Raw genomic sequence first — 14,711 nt, 5'->3', positions numbered from 1 at the left:
GGCATTCCATGATCATTCAACGCCTTGTCGAAGTCGTCTCTGCATGCGGCAATCGTCCCATACGTCTGAGTTTCAGCAAGACGAAGTTCGTCGTCAATGGCATCGAAAATATAGTAGAGGCCAGAATCTCCTGCCGCGTGAGCGATTCCTCTTGCTTGCCGGACCGCCAAATATTTTTTCGGGGTAGTGAGCCACAATTTGCAAGGCCATCGTAGCGGCGAGACGTGTCGCCTGCTCCTCACCCCGTCGCTGATCCCAACGGGCGACCGCATCTGCAAAGCAATCGCATGCATTCGCTAGGCTGTATCCTTCGGCCCAAACATGGGCGTCAATGGGGTTTCTCGGGTAGCCATTCGCGCTATCGCCAAGAATGTGTAATTGACCAAGCAAAAATGAAAACGCCGTTTCTGCTGCGGCAATGGCGGCATCGAGATTTTGTGCCTGAACGACAAGGTCGACGAGGCGTCGAGCCTCCTGAGAGTTCAACTTCTTGTCAGTCCGGGTAACGCCAAAGAATCGTTCAAAAAAAGGGAGTTTCGACATCGCGCAATGAAATAGTGGCCGACCGCTCGTCCGCTCCCTTGGCCGTTACTGACATTAATCATCCAACCCCTGTAGTGCCGAGTGCATGTCGCTGCGTCCTTCGCGATCTGATTCAGTCAATCCACGTTCGAGCTCACGCAGCTTGGTGGCCGCAATTGATAGAGCGACTATAGACGCGACTGAAACAGTGCCACAAGCAAGCATGTTTGTCATGTCGCCCCAGTAGACGTACACCAGGATAAGCGCGACTATCAGCGACGCTCCGGACACAAGCATCATGCGGGTCCACAGGCGCTCATACGCATCCATTTGTTCAGCAGTCATCTGCTCAAGACTCATACCTCATCCGATTAACGTTGTTGGCAAAGGCCACTTATGGCCGAAAACACCCGGAGCAGCAGTATAAGCACTGACAGTGCCAGGTGAGTCTAGTCTACCAGCCTAGTATGCCCCAAGTATCCAACCCATTGGGCGCAAATCACTGGGCTGCTGCTTCTGGGGCAGATCCTGCTTTACCGGGTTTGGGCGCGGAAGCGCCAGATCGCCAGCGCTCCAAACACCAAAGCAAAGGCAAGCTGCGCACCGGCAGTCTGCAGCGCCACATCCATCCCCAAGCCCCGCCAGGTCATGGCATCCAGTCCATCCACCGCCCAGCGCGTCGGCACCACGACGGTCAGCTGCTGCATCCACGCCGGGAAAACAAAGGTCGGCACCCAAGCCCCGCCCAGCATCACCAGAATCAAGGTAGCAAACACCGCCAGCCCCCGCGCCGCATCCGGCGTCTTCCCAAACGCCGCGATCAGCAAGCCGAACGAGGCTGTCATCAGCGCAAACGCCACCACGACCAATACGAAACCCGCTACATTGGTGATTTCCACCTTAAACATCAGCATCGCAGCAAAGAAAATCGCCACCATCAGCCCCGCCGCGATCATCGCGCCGGACAGTGCACGCGACAGCAGCAGCTGCGACATCGTAATCGGCGCCGCCAGCAAGCGACTCCAGATCCCCATGCGGCGCGCCAGCAAAATGCCGATGCCCAGGTCGATCCCCATGAACAGGATGAACTGGACGCCCATGCCCGCAAACGAATGCGCATAGCCGTTGTACTTCGGCCCCGAGCTGAGGGCTTCATCCTTGGTGGTGAACGGCACGCTCATGCCAACGCCACCGCTCGACTCTTTCGACGGCTTCGCAGCCTCGTGTTCCTGGAACTTCTTCAAGCTGCCAAGCAAGCCGACCAAAGTCTCCTTATCCTCGCTGGCAGGGGAATCCTCCAGTTTTTTCAGGCTGTCGTCAGTGAACTTGGCGCCCGAAGCCCCGCCGCCCATCACCTCGCCCGTCACGCCCTGCATGACATGCTGCGTCAGCAAGCCCTTCACCATCGCCAGCACGGTCGACTGCGAAGGATCGTAGTAAACCGGCAGCTCCGGCTTACTGCCAGGTTCGAACAACGACTTGCCGGCCGCATCGCCAAAACCTGGCGGGATGACCACGGCCACCATGAGTTTGCCTGCCCGGACCTTTTCCTGCGCTTCCTGCAGGCTTAGTTCCACGACCGCCAAATTGGCATCGGCCTTCAAGGCATCGCCGACCTTGCGGCCGATCGCGCTGCTGTCCTGCTGCACCAGCCCGATCTCGATCTTGCTGGTATTGCTGCTGCCGGCGCCGCCGAACAGCGAGCCAAAGAACGCCGCCAGCACGATCGGCATCAGCAGGTTAAGCATCAACGCGCGCTTGTCGTTCAGGTACAGGATCAGGTCCTTGCGGATCAGTGCAATAATCGCTGTCATTGGGTTTCCTTAGTCGCGCAAGGTACGGCCGGTCAGGGAAAGGAAGATATCTTCCAGCTTGGTGCGGGCGGTGGCGAAGTGGGCCAATGTGTGCCCCTGCTCGTCGAGCCAGCGCAGGACGGGCGCAGCGTGTGCCGCGCCGTGCAGCCTGATGTCCAGCGATACGCCATCTCGGCGCACGCCCGCCACACCCGGCAGGCCAGCGAGCGAAGCGACCAGCATTTCCGCCGGCAGGATATCGGTCCCCGCCAGTTCCACCTGCAAGGCAGCCTGCGCGGGCAGGCGGCGGTACAGCTCCGCCGGCGGCGCATCCGCCAGCACCTTGCCGTGATCAATAATCACGATATGGTCCGCCAGCCGTTCAACTTCTTCCATATAGTGGCTGGTATAGATCAGGGCGCGCCCCTGCGCCTTCAATGCTTCCAGCGTATCGAAGATGGCGTTGCGGCTTTGCGGGTCAACGCCCACTGTCGGCTCGTCCAGGACCAGCAGTTGGGGATCATGCAGGAGCGCCGCGGCGATATTCAGCCGGCGCTTCATGCCGCCCGAGAAAGTGGAAGGTTTCTCTTTCGCCCGGTCGGACAGGCCCACCAGCGCCAGCACTTCCTCCGCGCGCATGGCCAAGGCCGCGCCTTTCATGCCGTACAGCGCGCCGAACAGCTTGAGGTTTTCAATCGCCGGCAGTTCTTCATACAAGGCCAGGTCTTGCGGCACCAGGCCCAGTTTCCGTTTGGCCGCGCTGGCGCCCTGCCGCACCGGCTCGCCATCCAGGATGACGCTGCCCGCATCCGCCCGGATCAAGCCGCAAATCATGCTGACCGTTGTCGACTTTCCAGCACCATTCGGCCCCAATAATCCCACGGTCTGCCCGCGCTGCACCTGGAACGAAACGCCATCGACCGCACGCCGCTCGCCGAAAGACTTGCTCAACCCGCTGACACTTAACACGCTTCGTCCTCCAGTAAAAAAAACGGCGCCGCTTTTGCGGCGCCGTTATCGGTGCGTACATCTCTACAGGGCGTATCGCACCACGTTGTCACTCCATTCGAATGCCGACATTTCCAGCTCCACCAGTTCCTCGGTCGAAATGGCAAGGTCGGCCAGCGCCGGCAGGATGCGCGTGTCCATGTCTTCCAGCCGTTCGATGCACTCGGCCAGCTTGAGCAGGTCGCCGAAGAAGCCGCCGCGGAACATCAAGGCTTCGCCGACTTCATCGCCCAACGGGATCTGGGCCAGGATTTCCTGCATCGGAATGCCGAACAGCGTATCCATCAGCGACATGATGCCGACGGTAAATGCGATATCGGCCACGTGGCGGTGCGCCGGACGCAATTTCGTGGCCAGCAGCTCCAGCAGGCGGCCGCGTGTGGTGGCCAGCATCAGCAAAGGCGTCATTGAATGACCACGCTTGCCCGGCTCGGCATACAGCATGATCTGCAGCCAGCGCTGAAGCTGGCGGCGGCCCAGGATATGCACTGCCTGGCTCAGCGAATCGATGCGCTGGCGCGCGCCCACGGCCGGCGTGTTCACCAGGCGCAGCAGGTTCAGCGCCAGCGACACATCCTTCTTGATGGCACGTTCGATCTCGGCGTTGTCCGCTTCCGAGGTCACGAGCGTCATCAGTTCCATCACCGCCATTTGCGACGGCGACAGCTTCTTGCCGCTCATGATCACCGGCTTGGCGAAGTAATACCCCTGGAAGTAATCGCAACCCAGGTCCAGGCAATTCTTGAATTCGTCGCGGCTTTCGACCTTGCAGGCCACCAGCTTCTTGCCATCCTGCTTGATGCGCGGCGCCAGCCTGGCCAGGCCATCGAGCGGCGTATCGCGCATCGACAGCTTGACGTACTCCACCATGGGCATCAGCGCCGGCAACTGCGGCGAATCGGGATTGATGTCGTCCAGAGAGAAACGGAAACCCTGGCCGACCAGCTCCGACATGCGCGACAGCACGGCAGGCGCCAGGGAATTGGCAGCGCTAACTTCCAGCACCAGTTTTTCGCGCGGCAGGAAGCCGAAGATATCGCTCAGGATCGCGTCCGCATCGACGTTGACAAAGCCGATGGCGTCGCCAATTGTGCGTTCCATGCCCAGCTGTGCGGCGTGCGCGATGACCGCGGCAGTGGCGGACAGGGCTGACGTATTGATATTGGCTGGCCCAACCGGAGCGTTGCGAAAAAGCAACTCGTAACCGAACAGGGCCTGGTTCCGGTCCAAGATCGGCTGCCGGCCCAGATAAAATTCGCGAACTTTCAGGCTCTGGGAGGCCGCATCGTTGCTGGAAAGGTCGATCATAGGGAAATTCCTGACGTGTCCTGCCATTTTGGCATCAAATCCTGCCGGTGTCTGTTAAATTTTCTCGAAGTCCCGCTTCTGCGGCAGGCCATCCACAAAGCATTTCATCTCGCCCGGCATGAAGGCGGTCCATTGCTCATTAGTAGTTAGTGGCTGGGTGACGATCACCGCCACCCGGTCGTTCGGCGTGGTGACCTGCGAAAAGTCCACACTCACATCTTCGTCCGACAGCTTGGCCGTATCGAAAGGGTACTGTCGCACGATGTAATGCAGGTGGGTCGAGCAATGCGCGAACATCGCGCGGCCGTCGGAAAGCATCATGTTGAAAGTGCCATGGGCAGCAATGCCGCGCACAGTCCTCTCGATCTGCGCACGCAGCATCGGCAGCGGCGGGCAGGTATCGCCGAATCGCTCGCTCAACTCTTGCAGGATCAGGCAAAAGGCCCGTTCGCTGTCGGTAGTGCCGACCGGGCGGAAAGGACCGTGCAGTACTGGAGTGAATTCCTTCAGGTCACCGTTGTGGGCGAACACCCAGTAGCGGCCCCACAACTCGCGCACAAAGGGATGGCAGTTCTCCAACATGACCTCGCCTTGCGTAGCCTTGCGGATATGCGCGATCACGTTCTTCGACTTGATCGGATAATTTTTGATCAGTTCCGCAATCGGCGAATGGATCGCGGCCTGGTGGTCAACGAAATGGCGCACGCCGGCGCCTTCGAAAAAGGCGATGCCCCAGCCGTCATGGTGGGTATCGGTCTGCCCGCCGCGCAGGGCAAAGCCGGTAAAACTGAACACAATGTCCGTCGGGACATTGCAATTCATTGCTAGTAATTGGCACATCCCTCAACTTTAACAGGTTGCCGGGGCGAAGCAATGGCCTAGGATTCCGCGAATACTTCCCAGTCAAAGGTCTTCTAGCTGCGGTTTCCTTCATGGAGCCCAAGCTGGAGCAGCGCCAGCACGGCGTCATCAATCTTGTCGTTACTGGTCTTCATCTTACCTCCGCGTCGCAATGCGCGAGTATGGTTTGGACGGCGCGCCATGAAACCGACCAGTCCAATCTTCGCTGCGGCATATCGTTGACCTTCATCATAATCCTGGTCAAGCCCGCATCGCCCTGCCATCCATCGTACTCAATCATGCGCCGATAGATGTGAACCAAGTCATTCATGGAGCCCAAGCTACTACGGCTATCGGTCTTTGCGATTACCCCATGACTGTAGCGTGCGAGCGCCTTATCGACAACTTCCATTGGAAAGCCGCGCATTGCAAGCAAATGCTCAAGACCCGATTGAAAAGCGTCCTGCAGCGAATCGCGCGCAATTGGTTTCTTCCCCTTATGCAGGACGAATGAAAGCAATGTCGATTCGCTCATGAAAATGAATAACTTCCGTCGATCCGCAACGAACTGGTTGACATACCAGTGACCGAGCGGGAGATCGCTATCTTCGACATCGATTAGTTGCTCGGCATTTGCTCGAAGAGCTTTTTGAACTTCCGATGTGCACTTAAACAAAAACATTGATTAGCGGCCAACAAAATAGTAGCCAGCAGTACTCCTATCCAGTAAGAGGACAGCCTGCTGAACCATATTATTAATAATCTCTGCAGCCGGCGGCGCATCCTGGATGATGCCTGAGACCTCCCCCATCAGCACTCCGCAGTTATCCGCGTCACCCGCCTTGAACGCGTTCCAGAAACGCTCGTATTCGACTTCGATCGACTTTTCCAGTTCGTTCTCTCGCCCATGCCAAGCGGCGACAAAGTCGTTCTTCAGCACCCGCACGACGAATTCGGCGTTCGGCCAATAGCGCTTGCGCACCACGTCGACGGAATTGGATTTCACGGTGGCGTCGCCGTCGGCGTTGATGATCGCTTGCCGGAAGCCTTCCGGCGCTTCCGATTCGGCCGCCGCGATAAAGCGTGTTCCGACCAGCACGCCGTCCGCGCCCAGCATCAGTGCCGCCGCAAGCCCGCGGCCGTCGCCCACTCCGCCAGCCGCAACCAGCACGGTACCGGGTGCATGCTTCGCCAGGTAATCGGCCGCTTCCGGCACCAGCGTGAACAGGCCGCGATGGCCGCTATGGCCGCCTGCCTCGCAACCTTCGGCGACGATGATATCGGCACCGGCATCGACTGCTTCGCGCAGGTACTGCATGCCCTGCACCTGGCAGATCAGCGGAATGCCTTGCGCCTTGATGACCGACGCATGCGGCTCCAGCTCGCCGAAGGAAAGCATCAACGCGGCCGGCCGTTTGGCAAGCACCTGCTCGAGCAGCCGTGGATCACGCGCCATCGACCAGGTAATAAAGCCACAGCCAACGCGTGCCTGGCCCGCCGCAGCGAACTGTTTTTCGATCCACTCGGCATCGCCGTAGCCGGCGCCGATGATGCCCAAGCCGCCGGCCTCGCTCACCGCAGCCGCAAGCCTGCCGCCGGCCATGACGCCCATCGGCGCAAGAAGAATCGGATGCTCGATCCCGAGCTTTTCTGTCAGCCTTGTTTTCAGTCCCATGCGCTCACCATGACGTAGTTGCCATCCGGGTCGCGAAGCGCGAACTCCCTGGTGCCGGTGCCGGGGTTCACACCTGGCTCTTCCTCAAGCTTTTCCACGAGGCTGCGCGCCCTTGCGCCGATGATAGTCCAGGTTCGCTTCATCGTTCCTCCTTACCCTCCTGACGTCCCCGTCCGGCAAAACCAGGGGGGGGAATTTGCCTCATCCCATTTTTCCCGCCCACGCTTTCGCGGGCGGCCTCGGACGACCAGGTTTCTCCCTCGATCAACTGGAACGGAATGCCAGCAGCGTAAGCACCGCCTCGACGGCGACGGAGCCGGAGCAGCCGCGCCAATTAGAATGATTTCCGGGTTGTTGGCCATTTCGACGAGAAGATCAGGTTTCCTGATTGGCGAAATTCATTTCGACACCGTTCCCCGCTGGGTCGGTGAGAAAAATCTGAAGCTGCTGCGTTGCCGGAACAATGGCGACGCGGTACTGGATACCTTGCGAGGTGAGCTTGCGTTCATACGCCGCGCGGTCCGTACAGCGAAAGGCTGCATGGTCAAACGTTCCTGCTGGTTGCGCTGGCCGATCTTCCTCCGGTCCTGCCTCGGACAGGTGCAGCACTGCGTTCTCACCTGCGTAGAGCCAATAGCCAAAGCTGCGAAAGGGCGGCCGATCGCCGACAGTCAACCCGACCACGTCGCAATAGAAATCACGCAGCTCATCGAGCAATGCGCGCGACGCGCGTAGATTGTAATGACCAAAGCCTATAACTGGCATTTGACCTCCCGACCAGGACTCTTGCGAGTTTATGCAGAATAGATGCGCGTAACAAGCTCGCCCTCGGAGCCGAACGTCTCAAGGTCTCCGTCAATATCCAGCCAGACTTGCCGGCGCCTGTTGGCCGGATCATCGAGGCTGAAGCCGGCCCAGGTGAATACGCCATTGAGCTCATGCGTCCGGCCATTGCCATCAACTGATAGCTCAAATTCAAAGGCAACACCTACCCTGACCAGGATCACCTTGCTACCACCGTCCTCGGGTTTGCGCGCACCGGTAAGCCACTGCGGATCGGACACAACACGGAAGGAGTTGAGCGCTGACCCCGCAACCTGTTGCTGCAACATGTCTTCCACTTCGCTGCGGATGGACTCATAGGGTTCGTCATCGAGCCATTTGAGCATGTGCTCTGTCTGGTGCAGCTTGTCGAAATTATCCATAGTTTTAATGTTTTTTACGCGAGCACATGGTCTGGCGCGTAGCGTCCCAGCCAGGGGCCGCGTCGTCGTGGCTGGAAGATCGATTCCTGTGTTCGGTCGGATCCAATGGCGACTCGCATTAGCGTTCTGCCAAATTCTATCACCGGCGGGGCAGGGGAAACGGGCAGCGCTGGCATGGCTGCCCATGGCGGAGCAAGGGAACGCTCCACGGAAGGATGCAAAGAACTTAATGCAGCAGCACTGGTTGGCTCATCAGTGCTTCATAATTGCCCAGGAAATCATCGATCTCCTCCATCGTGGGCTCACTGGCAATCAATTCGTTAACGTCGCGGCGGAAGTTCTGCGCCATGACCCCGGCAATGAAGATTTCGCGCTTGCCGCCTTTATCCACGATCTCGTAGCCGCCGAAGCGCAAGGCTTCCAGGCTGCGGTCCGCGCCAAATTCGACAACACTGTATTGCTCGCTGTTGTAAATGAGGTTCATATGGCTTCCTTCACGTTTCGTTTCCAAACCGAGATGGGGCTGTCCTGGCCATTTTCAAGCGTTCAGTACCGGCTCCAGGCGCAGCAAGGCGTCGTAAGGGGCCGTGACAAGCATGGCGCGCAGGCTGTCCACATGGGTGGCATCAGCCAGGCTGATAAAGAGCTGCGCCGGGGGACGGCGCAAGAGTCGATTCAATGTAACACGTAAGACAAGATTACCGGCGCAGCATAGGCAGCCGGGGGCAATACGGTGTACCTGCGGCTGCCATACCGTCGGGTCACTTTCATCATACACCAAAGGAGAATTACCGTCGGCCAAACCTTCGAGGAGGATGGCCGTTGGTGTGCCAGGCAACAAAACGGCCGCAATCGCGTTCTCACGCGCTGCGGCCGTCGGGCCTGTGACGAGGGTCGTCGGAATCAAGCCTGGTTCTTTTTGGACAGCTTGCCGGGCTCGACGCCCAGTTGCTTCAGCTTGCGGTACAGGTGGGTACGTTCCAGCCCGGTCTTCTCGGCCACGCGGGTCATGCTGCCGCCTTCGCGGCCCAGGTGGTGTTCGAAGTACATGCGTTCGAAGGCGTCGCGTGCTTCGCGCAGCGGCAGGTCGAACGACAGGTTGAAGATCGGGTTGTCGCCATTGACGGCACGCGCCATGCCCATATTGTGGGTCACCGGCTGCTGCGTCACCTGCGCCTGGCCAAAGCTGGTTTCCTCGACGGGCGCCGGCATCACCGGGCGGCTCGCCATGACCGGCGCCCGCACGGCTTCCTGCGCCCGGCTCAGGCCAGCCTGCACGGCCTTGAGCAGCTTTTGCATCGCAATCGGCTTTTCCAGGAAGTTCATGGCGCCGATGCGTGTTGCCTCCACCGCGGTATCAATGGTCGCGTGACCGGACATCATGATGACCGGCATGGTCAGCAAGCCATCGCGCTGCCACTCCTTGAGCAGCGTGACGCCATCCGTGTCCGGCATCCAGATGTCGAGCAAGACCAGGTCGGGCGCCCCGGCAGCGCGGGCCTGGCGCGCCTGCTGGGCGTTCTCCGCCAGCGTGACCGCATGACCTTCGTCGCCCAGGATTTCCGAGAGCAGCTCCCGAATGCCCATTTCATCATCAACTACGAGAATGTTTGCCATGTATCCCTTGCCCCTTCCCTCATTTTTATCGCTCTCTACGCAGGCATTCTATACCTGTCGGCGCGACAATGATTTTATTAGTCCAACAATATTATGCCAACTACACCGACGCCAACTTTAACAGCAAAATCAGCACCGACGCACCACTACTATCGTCACGGTTCTGGATATCGATCCGCCCGCCGTGTTCCTCGATAATTTTTTTCACCATCGCCAGCCCCAAACCGGTGCCCTTGGCCTTCGACGTCACGTATGGTTCGAAGGCGTTGGCCAGGATCTTCGGCATGAAGCCGGGGCCATTGTCCGAGATTGAGAGGCGCACTGCAATACGCGTGCCGCCGTCCGCACTCTGGTAGATGATGCCCTCCGTGACCACGTCGATGCGCGGCGCGGCGTCCGCAGGTGGATGCTCCTGCAGCGCGTCCTGCGCATTTTGCAGCAGGTTGTGGATCACCTGGCGCAACTGTGTGTCGTCGCCCAGGATCATGGGCAGGGCCGGCGCCAGGTTGGCGTGGATGATGTCGTTGCCCTCGCCGCTCACGTACAGGTGCAGGATGTCTTCGACCAGGGTATTCAGGTCGAGCGGCTCCAGCACGGCAGGCGGAGTGCGGGCGTAATCGCGGAAGTCGTCGACCATGCGTTTCATGGCTGCGACCTGGTTGACGATGGTGGTGGAGGCTTTGTTGAGCAACTCCACATCGGGGCCCGCCAGCTTCGATTCCAGCTTCATCTGCAGGCGTTCGGCCGACAACTGGATAGGCGTCAGCGGATTCTTGATTTCGTGCGCCAGGCGGCGCGCCACTTCGCCCCAGGCGATCGAGCGCTGTGCCGAGATCACGTCGGTGATATCGTCGAACACGACGATATAGCCGCTGCCGGTTTCCAGCGGCAGGCGCGAGCCGCGCGTCAGCAGGATCAGTTCATGTTCTTCAGCGCTGCCGGGCGGGCGCGGGATCTCGATCTGGCGCTGCCAGTGCAGGCGCTGCAGGTTGCGCCCGGCGGCGGTCTGCGCCGACTGCGCCGAGAAGGCGTTGATGATGGCGGCGGCGAATTCCTGCATGCCGTCGACCTCGGCCAGCGGCTGGCCGATCAGGGTCACGCCTGCATGCTGCAGGATGCGTTCGACCGAATCGTTGCAGGTGACCAGGCGGAACTCGGAGTCCAGCACCATCACCCCTGCCGACATATTGGCCAGCACCGATTCCAGGTGGGCCTTGGCGTTCTGCAGCGCGATCCGGTTGCGTTCGACGGCGCTGCGCGCTTCGGACAATTGGCGCGTCATGGTGTTGAAGGACTGGGTCAGCGTGCCCAGTTCGTCCGAGCTGGCCACGATCGGTCGCGGCGACAGGTCGCCCTCGGCCACGGCGCGAGTGCCTTCGGCCAGCAGCAGCAATGGCTGCGCCAGGTCGTTCGCGATCAGGAAGGCGGCGGCGATGGCGCCGAACACCGCCAGCAGCAGCGTCAGGGTCAGCGTCTCGATATACATCTTGCGCAGGCCGACACGGGCGACGAAGCGCTCTTTGTACTCGGAGAAGGCGGTACGCAGCATTTCGCCGTTGCTGGCCAGCTTCTGCGGTACCGCCTGGATGATCTGCAGGTAGCGCGGCGCCAGGTGGGCGCCGGACGGCTGCACCGGATCGGGAATGGCCATCAGCACGCGCAGGCGCAGCACGCTGTTGGCGTCCAGCGGCGCCGGCTGGGGCGCGCCGATGCGGTCGTCGCGCAGTTCGCCGCCGCCTTCATAGGCGGCATAGGACGGCTCTTCCTTGGCCTTGTTCAGCATGAGCGCGCTCGGCAGGTCGGCCGACAGGTTGATGCGGCGCTCGCCCATGGCGGACACGATCAGGCCGCCGTCGGCGTCGACAATGATGGCGCTCTGGGTGCCGGGGTGGCGGCGCACGAAGCGCGCCAGCGTGGCCGGCGCCGCGTGGAACGGGTCTTCGGCCAGTTGGCGCACAGTGCCGCGCGCCTGCGCCTCCAGTTCGGCCAGCGATTCGTCCAGGGCGGAGCGGCCCAGGTCCAGGCCCGCGTCCAGCGCTTCTTCCACGCGCACGTTGAACCAGGAATCGATGGAGTGCGACACGAACTGCACCGATACCAGGAAGATCACCAGCCCGGGCAATACCCCGATGGCGGCAAACAGCACCACCAGCCTGGTCATCAGGCGCGAGCCGAACTTGCCGCTCTTGTAGCGCGAATAGAGGCGGAACAGGGATACGCCGACCAGCAGCACCAGCGCCACCGCGACGGAGGCGTTCAGGCCCAGCAGCCAGCCGTAATAACGGTCAAAGAAGCCGGAGTTGTCGGAGGCAGATGCGAGCAGGAACAGCAATATGCTGCAGATCGCTCCCGCGACGACGAACAAATACCTGAGGGCCGATGTCACTTACTCAGCCCTGTATTGGAAGGTTTTCTTGTTGGACGAGAGTCGCCACTCGCTGTTGTTGAAGGCGTTGACCTGGATCGGCTTGGGCAGGTAATCCTTGTCCATGCCCATGCGCAGGGTCACGTTATACGTTTCGCCCACCTTCAGGGCGCCGCGCGGAGCGACTACCCAGCGGGTAGGCCGGCGGATGAAAAACAGGGCCTCGTCCAGCGACTGGAATGGCTGGGCGACGGAGCCGATGATCTTGACGTGGTACTGGCGCGTCAGCACGTCGTACCACAGCTTGTGGGTGCGCTTGGCGGTGACGGCTTTCTCGTCGAACCAGTACCAGCGCGGGCGGGTGAAGCTGATTTCGGTGGTGAAGTGCAGCGATACGCCCGATTGCACGGCGTCTTCCAGGCCGTGGCTCAACTCGAAGGCATAGTCGGCACGCAGGCGATAGCCCTCTTCCGCCGCCTCGATATAGGCGCGCGTGATCTCCACCGTCTCATCGGAGGCGTGGGCAGCGTGCGGTAACGCACACGCAAGCGTCAACAGCAACTGCCAGCAAAGGAGTCGAAGAAATCTTTGGATCACTTGCCTGGTGCTCGTTAAAAGGTTACGCATCTTTCTGGAACAATGCGTAGAACAAACCATCGTGATCCTGCTCGGCGCCGCCCAGGGGCAGCAACTGGCCGGGCGCATCGAGGCGTGTGGCGCGGTTGCGCACCGCGAAAGCGGCCGCCTGCGCCTCGGACTCCTGCGGCCACAACGAACATGTCACGAACAGCAATTTACCATTGGGGGCGAGCATTTTCCAAAGGTTGTCGAGAATTTGCGACGAAAGTGTTGCAAGTTGACGGGTGTCGCTCTTGCGGCGCAACCAGCGGATATCCGGGTGGCGGCGCACGATGCCGGAGGCGGTGCACGGCACGTCGGCCAGGATGCGGTCGAACTGCCGGCCATCCCACCAGGCGTCGGTCTGGGCCTCGGCCGGCTGCAGTTGCGCTGCCAGTTGCAGGCGGTCGAGGTTCTCCTGCACGCGCTGCAGGCGCTTCGGATCGGCGTCCAATGCTGTCAAATTGACATCAGCCAGTTCGAGGATGTGGCAAGTCTTGCCGCCCGGGGCCGCGCAGGCGTCCAGCACGCGCATGCCGGGTTGCACATCCAGCAATGGCGCGGCCAGTTGGGCACCGGCGTCCTGCACCGAAACGTCGCCCTGGTCGAAGCCCGGGATCTGGTGCACCGGCACCGGTCTGCCCAGGCGCACGGCGAAGTCGCCGACCGGCGTAGCTTCGATGCCTTCCGCCGCCAGGCGCGACAGGTACTCTGTCAGCGTGGTGCGGCGGGCGTTCACGCGCAGCGTCAGCGGCGGGGCCTTGTTACCGGCGGCCAGCACCTGTTCCCAGTTTTTCGGGTAGGCGGTAATGACCGCGTCGATCCACCATTGCGGGTAGTTATATTTGGCTTCCGGCTGCTGCAGGGCTTCTTCCAGCAGCTCCTCCTTCTCGCGCAGGAAGCGGCGCAACAGGGCGTTGACCATGTTTTTCGCGCGCGCGGTGTCCGGATGGGAGCCGGCGGCCGTAACGGCCTGGTCGACAACCGTGAAGGCTTCGTACGGGGCCGGGCTGCCGTCGGCCGGGTGCATCAGCGGCAGGGCGACGGAAAGCAGGGCCTGGACCAGCGGATCGGGGGCTTTCGGCGCCATCAGGCCGATCAGGATTTCACTCAGGGCCAGCTGGCGCATGGCGCGGTAGGCGATGTCCTGAATTGCGCCGCGGGCTTGCGGGCTGGCGTTATTGCTTGCAAATACCGCTGCCAGCGCCTGGGGCAATGCCGTGCCCTGCTGCACTTGCACTGCGGCCGTTGCGGCGCCCAGGATCGCGAAGGCCAGCGAATCCTGTTTCAGTTCGGACTGGAAGTCGGTCTGTACGCGCGGCTTCAGGTCGCGGTGGTGGCTTTCGCGGATGGCTGGCTTACTGGGGGTGTGCGGCGCCTGCGTGTCGGCGCCGCGGGCCGCAGGCTTGCGGGCCGCCCAGGGCGAGCCGGAATCAGCGCCCGCCCCGCCCCCGGCACGGGCGAAACCGCGCTGGTTGCCCTCGGCACGCGAATCGTTGCGGAAGTCGGCGCCTTCGCGCCGGCCGAAACCGCGCTGGCCGTCGTCGCGTCCTTCGCCACGGTTTTCGCGCTCCGGACGAGGACCGAAGCCGCGCTGGGTTCCCTGGCCACGTCCTTCGCTGCGGTTTTCGCCGCCGGCACGCGGGGCTGAGCTGCGCTGGCCGCGGTCGTCGCGTCCTTCGCCGCGGGTTTCGCGGTCCGGACGCGGGCCGAAGGGGCGCTGGGCGCCCGCGCCGCCCGGGCGCGGCGCGTTGGCGCGT

The 14,711-nt window shown here is 61.3% G+C and carries 17 protein-coding genes; all 17 read right to left on the bottom strand.

From position 1 onward, the window contains the following. Positions 1-93: 93 nt before the first annotated feature. Positions 94-543 (bottom strand): hypothetical protein, encoded by a 450-nt coding sequence (locus ACWBU6_RS06190; RefSeq protein ID WP_452647954.1) that lies wholly within the window; start codon positions 541-543, stop codon positions 94-96. Positions 544-597: 54 nt separating this feature from the next. Then, entirely contained in the window at positions 598-882 is a 285-nt protein-coding gene (locus ACWBU6_RS06185) for a hypothetical protein (RefSeq protein WP_452647953.1), read from the bottom strand. 173 nt (positions 883-1,055) lie between these two features. Further along, complete coding sequence (locus ACWBU6_RS06180; protein WP_452647952.1) at positions 1,056-2,336, bottom strand: ABC transporter permease; 1,281 nt, start codon at positions 2,334-2,336, stop codon at positions 1,056-1,058. Positions 2,337-2,345: 9 nt separating this feature from the next. Beyond that, positions 2,346-3,266, bottom strand: a complete 921-nt coding sequence (locus ACWBU6_RS06175; RefSeq protein ID WP_452647951.1) for an ABC transporter ATP-binding protein — start codon at positions 3,264-3,266, stop codon at positions 2,346-2,348. Positions 3,267-3,347: 81 nt separating this feature from the next. Beyond that, the gene (locus tag ACWBU6_RS06170; protein ID WP_452647950.1) at positions 3,348-4,631 is read right to left on the bottom strand and encodes an EAL and HDOD domain-containing protein; all 1,284 of its coding nucleotides are present in this window, start codon (positions 4,629-4,631) and stop codon (positions 3,348-3,350) included. A 54-nt stretch (positions 4,632-4,685) separates the two neighbouring features. Further along, the gene (locus ACWBU6_RS06165) at positions 4,686-5,471 is read right to left on the bottom strand and encodes a class II glutamine amidotransferase (RefSeq protein WP_452647949.1); all 786 of its coding nucleotides are present in this window, start codon (positions 5,469-5,471) and stop codon (positions 4,686-4,688) included. 151 nt (positions 5,472-5,622) lie between these two features. Then, positions 5,623-6,153 (bottom strand): DUF6933 domain-containing protein, encoded by a 531-nt coding sequence (locus tag ACWBU6_RS06160; protein WP_452647948.1) that lies wholly within the window; start codon positions 6,151-6,153, stop codon positions 5,623-5,625. A gap of 3 nt (positions 6,154-6,156) precedes the next feature. Further along, positions 6,157-7,146 (bottom strand): NAD(P)H-dependent flavin oxidoreductase, encoded by a 990-nt coding sequence (locus ACWBU6_RS06155; protein ID WP_452647947.1) that lies wholly within the window; start codon positions 7,144-7,146, stop codon positions 6,157-6,159. After that, entirely contained in the window at positions 7,137-7,289 is a 153-nt protein-coding gene (locus ACWBU6_RS06150; RefSeq protein WP_452647946.1) for a hypothetical protein, read from the bottom strand. Before ACWBU6_RS06150 ends, ACWBU6_RS06155 begins: the two co-directional genes overlap by 10 nt. Before the next feature lie 232 nt (positions 7,290-7,521). Next, positions 7,522-7,911: a VOC family protein gene (locus tag ACWBU6_RS06145; protein WP_452647945.1), complete on the bottom strand. Its 390-nt coding sequence runs from the start codon at positions 7,909-7,911 to the stop codon at positions 7,522-7,524. Positions 7,912-7,940: 29 nt separating this feature from the next. Further along, positions 7,941-8,351, bottom strand: a complete 411-nt coding sequence (locus ACWBU6_RS06140) for a hypothetical protein (RefSeq protein ID WP_452647944.1) — start codon at positions 8,349-8,351, stop codon at positions 7,941-7,943. Positions 8,352-8,577: 226 nt separating this feature from the next. Beyond that, the gene (locus tag ACWBU6_RS06135) at positions 8,578-8,835 is read right to left on the bottom strand and encodes a BTH_I0359 family protein (protein WP_452647943.1); all 258 of its coding nucleotides are present in this window, start codon (positions 8,833-8,835) and stop codon (positions 8,578-8,580) included. A 54-nt stretch (positions 8,836-8,889) separates the two neighbouring features. After that, complete coding sequence (locus ACWBU6_RS06130) at positions 8,890-9,030, bottom strand: hypothetical protein (RefSeq protein WP_452647942.1); 141 nt, start codon at positions 9,028-9,030, stop codon at positions 8,890-8,892. A gap of 224 nt (positions 9,031-9,254) precedes the next feature. Further along, a complete protein-coding gene (locus ACWBU6_RS06125) occupies positions 9,255-9,968 on the bottom strand; it encodes a response regulator (protein ID WP_452647941.1) in 714 nt (237 codons plus the stop codon). 100 nt (positions 9,969-10,068) lie between these two features. Beyond that, positions 10,069-12,354: an ATP-binding protein gene (locus ACWBU6_RS06120; protein ID WP_452647940.1), complete on the bottom strand. Its 2,286-nt coding sequence runs from the start codon at positions 12,352-12,354 to the stop codon at positions 10,069-10,071. After that, positions 12,355-12,888: a DUF4390 domain-containing protein gene (locus tag ACWBU6_RS06115; RefSeq protein WP_452647939.1), complete on the bottom strand. Its 534-nt coding sequence runs from the start codon at positions 12,886-12,888 to the stop codon at positions 12,355-12,357. It lies immediately after the preceding gene. A gap of 64 nt (positions 12,889-12,952) precedes the next feature. Beyond that, positions 12,953-14,302 carry a 16S rRNA (cytosine(967)-C(5))-methyltransferase RsmB gene (gene rsmB, locus ACWBU6_RS06110; protein WP_452649533.1) on the bottom strand — a complete coding sequence of 450 codons (1,350 nt, stop codon included), beginning with the start codon at positions 14,300-14,302 and terminating at the stop codon, positions 12,953-12,955. Positions 14,303-14,711 lie beyond the last annotated feature (409 nt).

The sequence above is a fragment of the Pseudoduganella sp. HUAS MS19 genome (assembly GCF_053615455.1).
Note: the sequence above shows the minus strand (reverse complement) of the source record. Positions and strands in the feature narration are given on the sequence as shown.

Bases quoted from the DNA above. Each gene is read 5' to 3' on its own strand.
- ACWBU6_RS06190 (WP_452647954.1), bottom strand. From the start codon at position 543: ATGTCGAAACTCCCTTTTTTTGAACGATTCTTTGGCGTTACCCGGACT.
- ACWBU6_RS06185 (WP_452647953.1), bottom strand. From the start codon at position 882: ATGAGTCTTGAGCAGATGACTGCTGAACAAATGGATGCGTATGAGCGC.
- ACWBU6_RS06180 (WP_452647952.1), bottom strand. From the start codon at position 2,336: ATGACAGCGATTATTGCACTGATCCGCAAGGACCTGATCCTGTACCTG.
- ACWBU6_RS06170 (WP_452647950.1), bottom strand. From the start codon at position 4,631: ATGATCGACCTTTCCAGCAACGATGCGGCCTCCCAGAGCCTGAAAGTT.
- ACWBU6_RS06165 (WP_452647949.1), bottom strand. From the start codon at position 5,471: ATGTGCCAATTACTAGCAATGAATTGCAATGTCCCGACGGACATTGTG.
- ACWBU6_RS06160 (WP_452647948.1), bottom strand. From the start codon at position 6,153: ATGTTTTTGTTTAAGTGCACATCGGAAGTTCAAAAAGCTCTTCGAGCA.
- ACWBU6_RS06155 (WP_452647947.1), bottom strand. From the start codon at position 7,146: ATGGGACTGAAAACAAGGCTGACAGAAAAGCTCGGGATCGAGCATCCG.
- ACWBU6_RS06150 (WP_452647946.1), bottom strand. From the start codon at position 7,289: ATGAAGCGAACCTGGACTATCATCGGCGCAAGGGCGCGCAGCCTCGTG.
- ACWBU6_RS06145 (WP_452647945.1), bottom strand. From the start codon at position 7,911: ATGCCAGTTATAGGCTTTGGTCATTACAATCTACGCGCGTCGCGCGCA.
- ACWBU6_RS06140 (WP_452647944.1), bottom strand. From the start codon at position 8,351: ATGGATAATTTCGACAAGCTGCACCAGACAGAGCACATGCTCAAATGG.
- ACWBU6_RS06135 (WP_452647943.1), bottom strand. From the start codon at position 8,835: ATGAACCTCATTTACAACAGCGAGCAATACAGTGTTGTCGAATTTGGC.
- ACWBU6_RS06125 (WP_452647941.1), bottom strand. From the start codon at position 9,968: ATGGCAAACATTCTCGTAGTTGATGATGAAATGGGCATTCGGGAGCTG.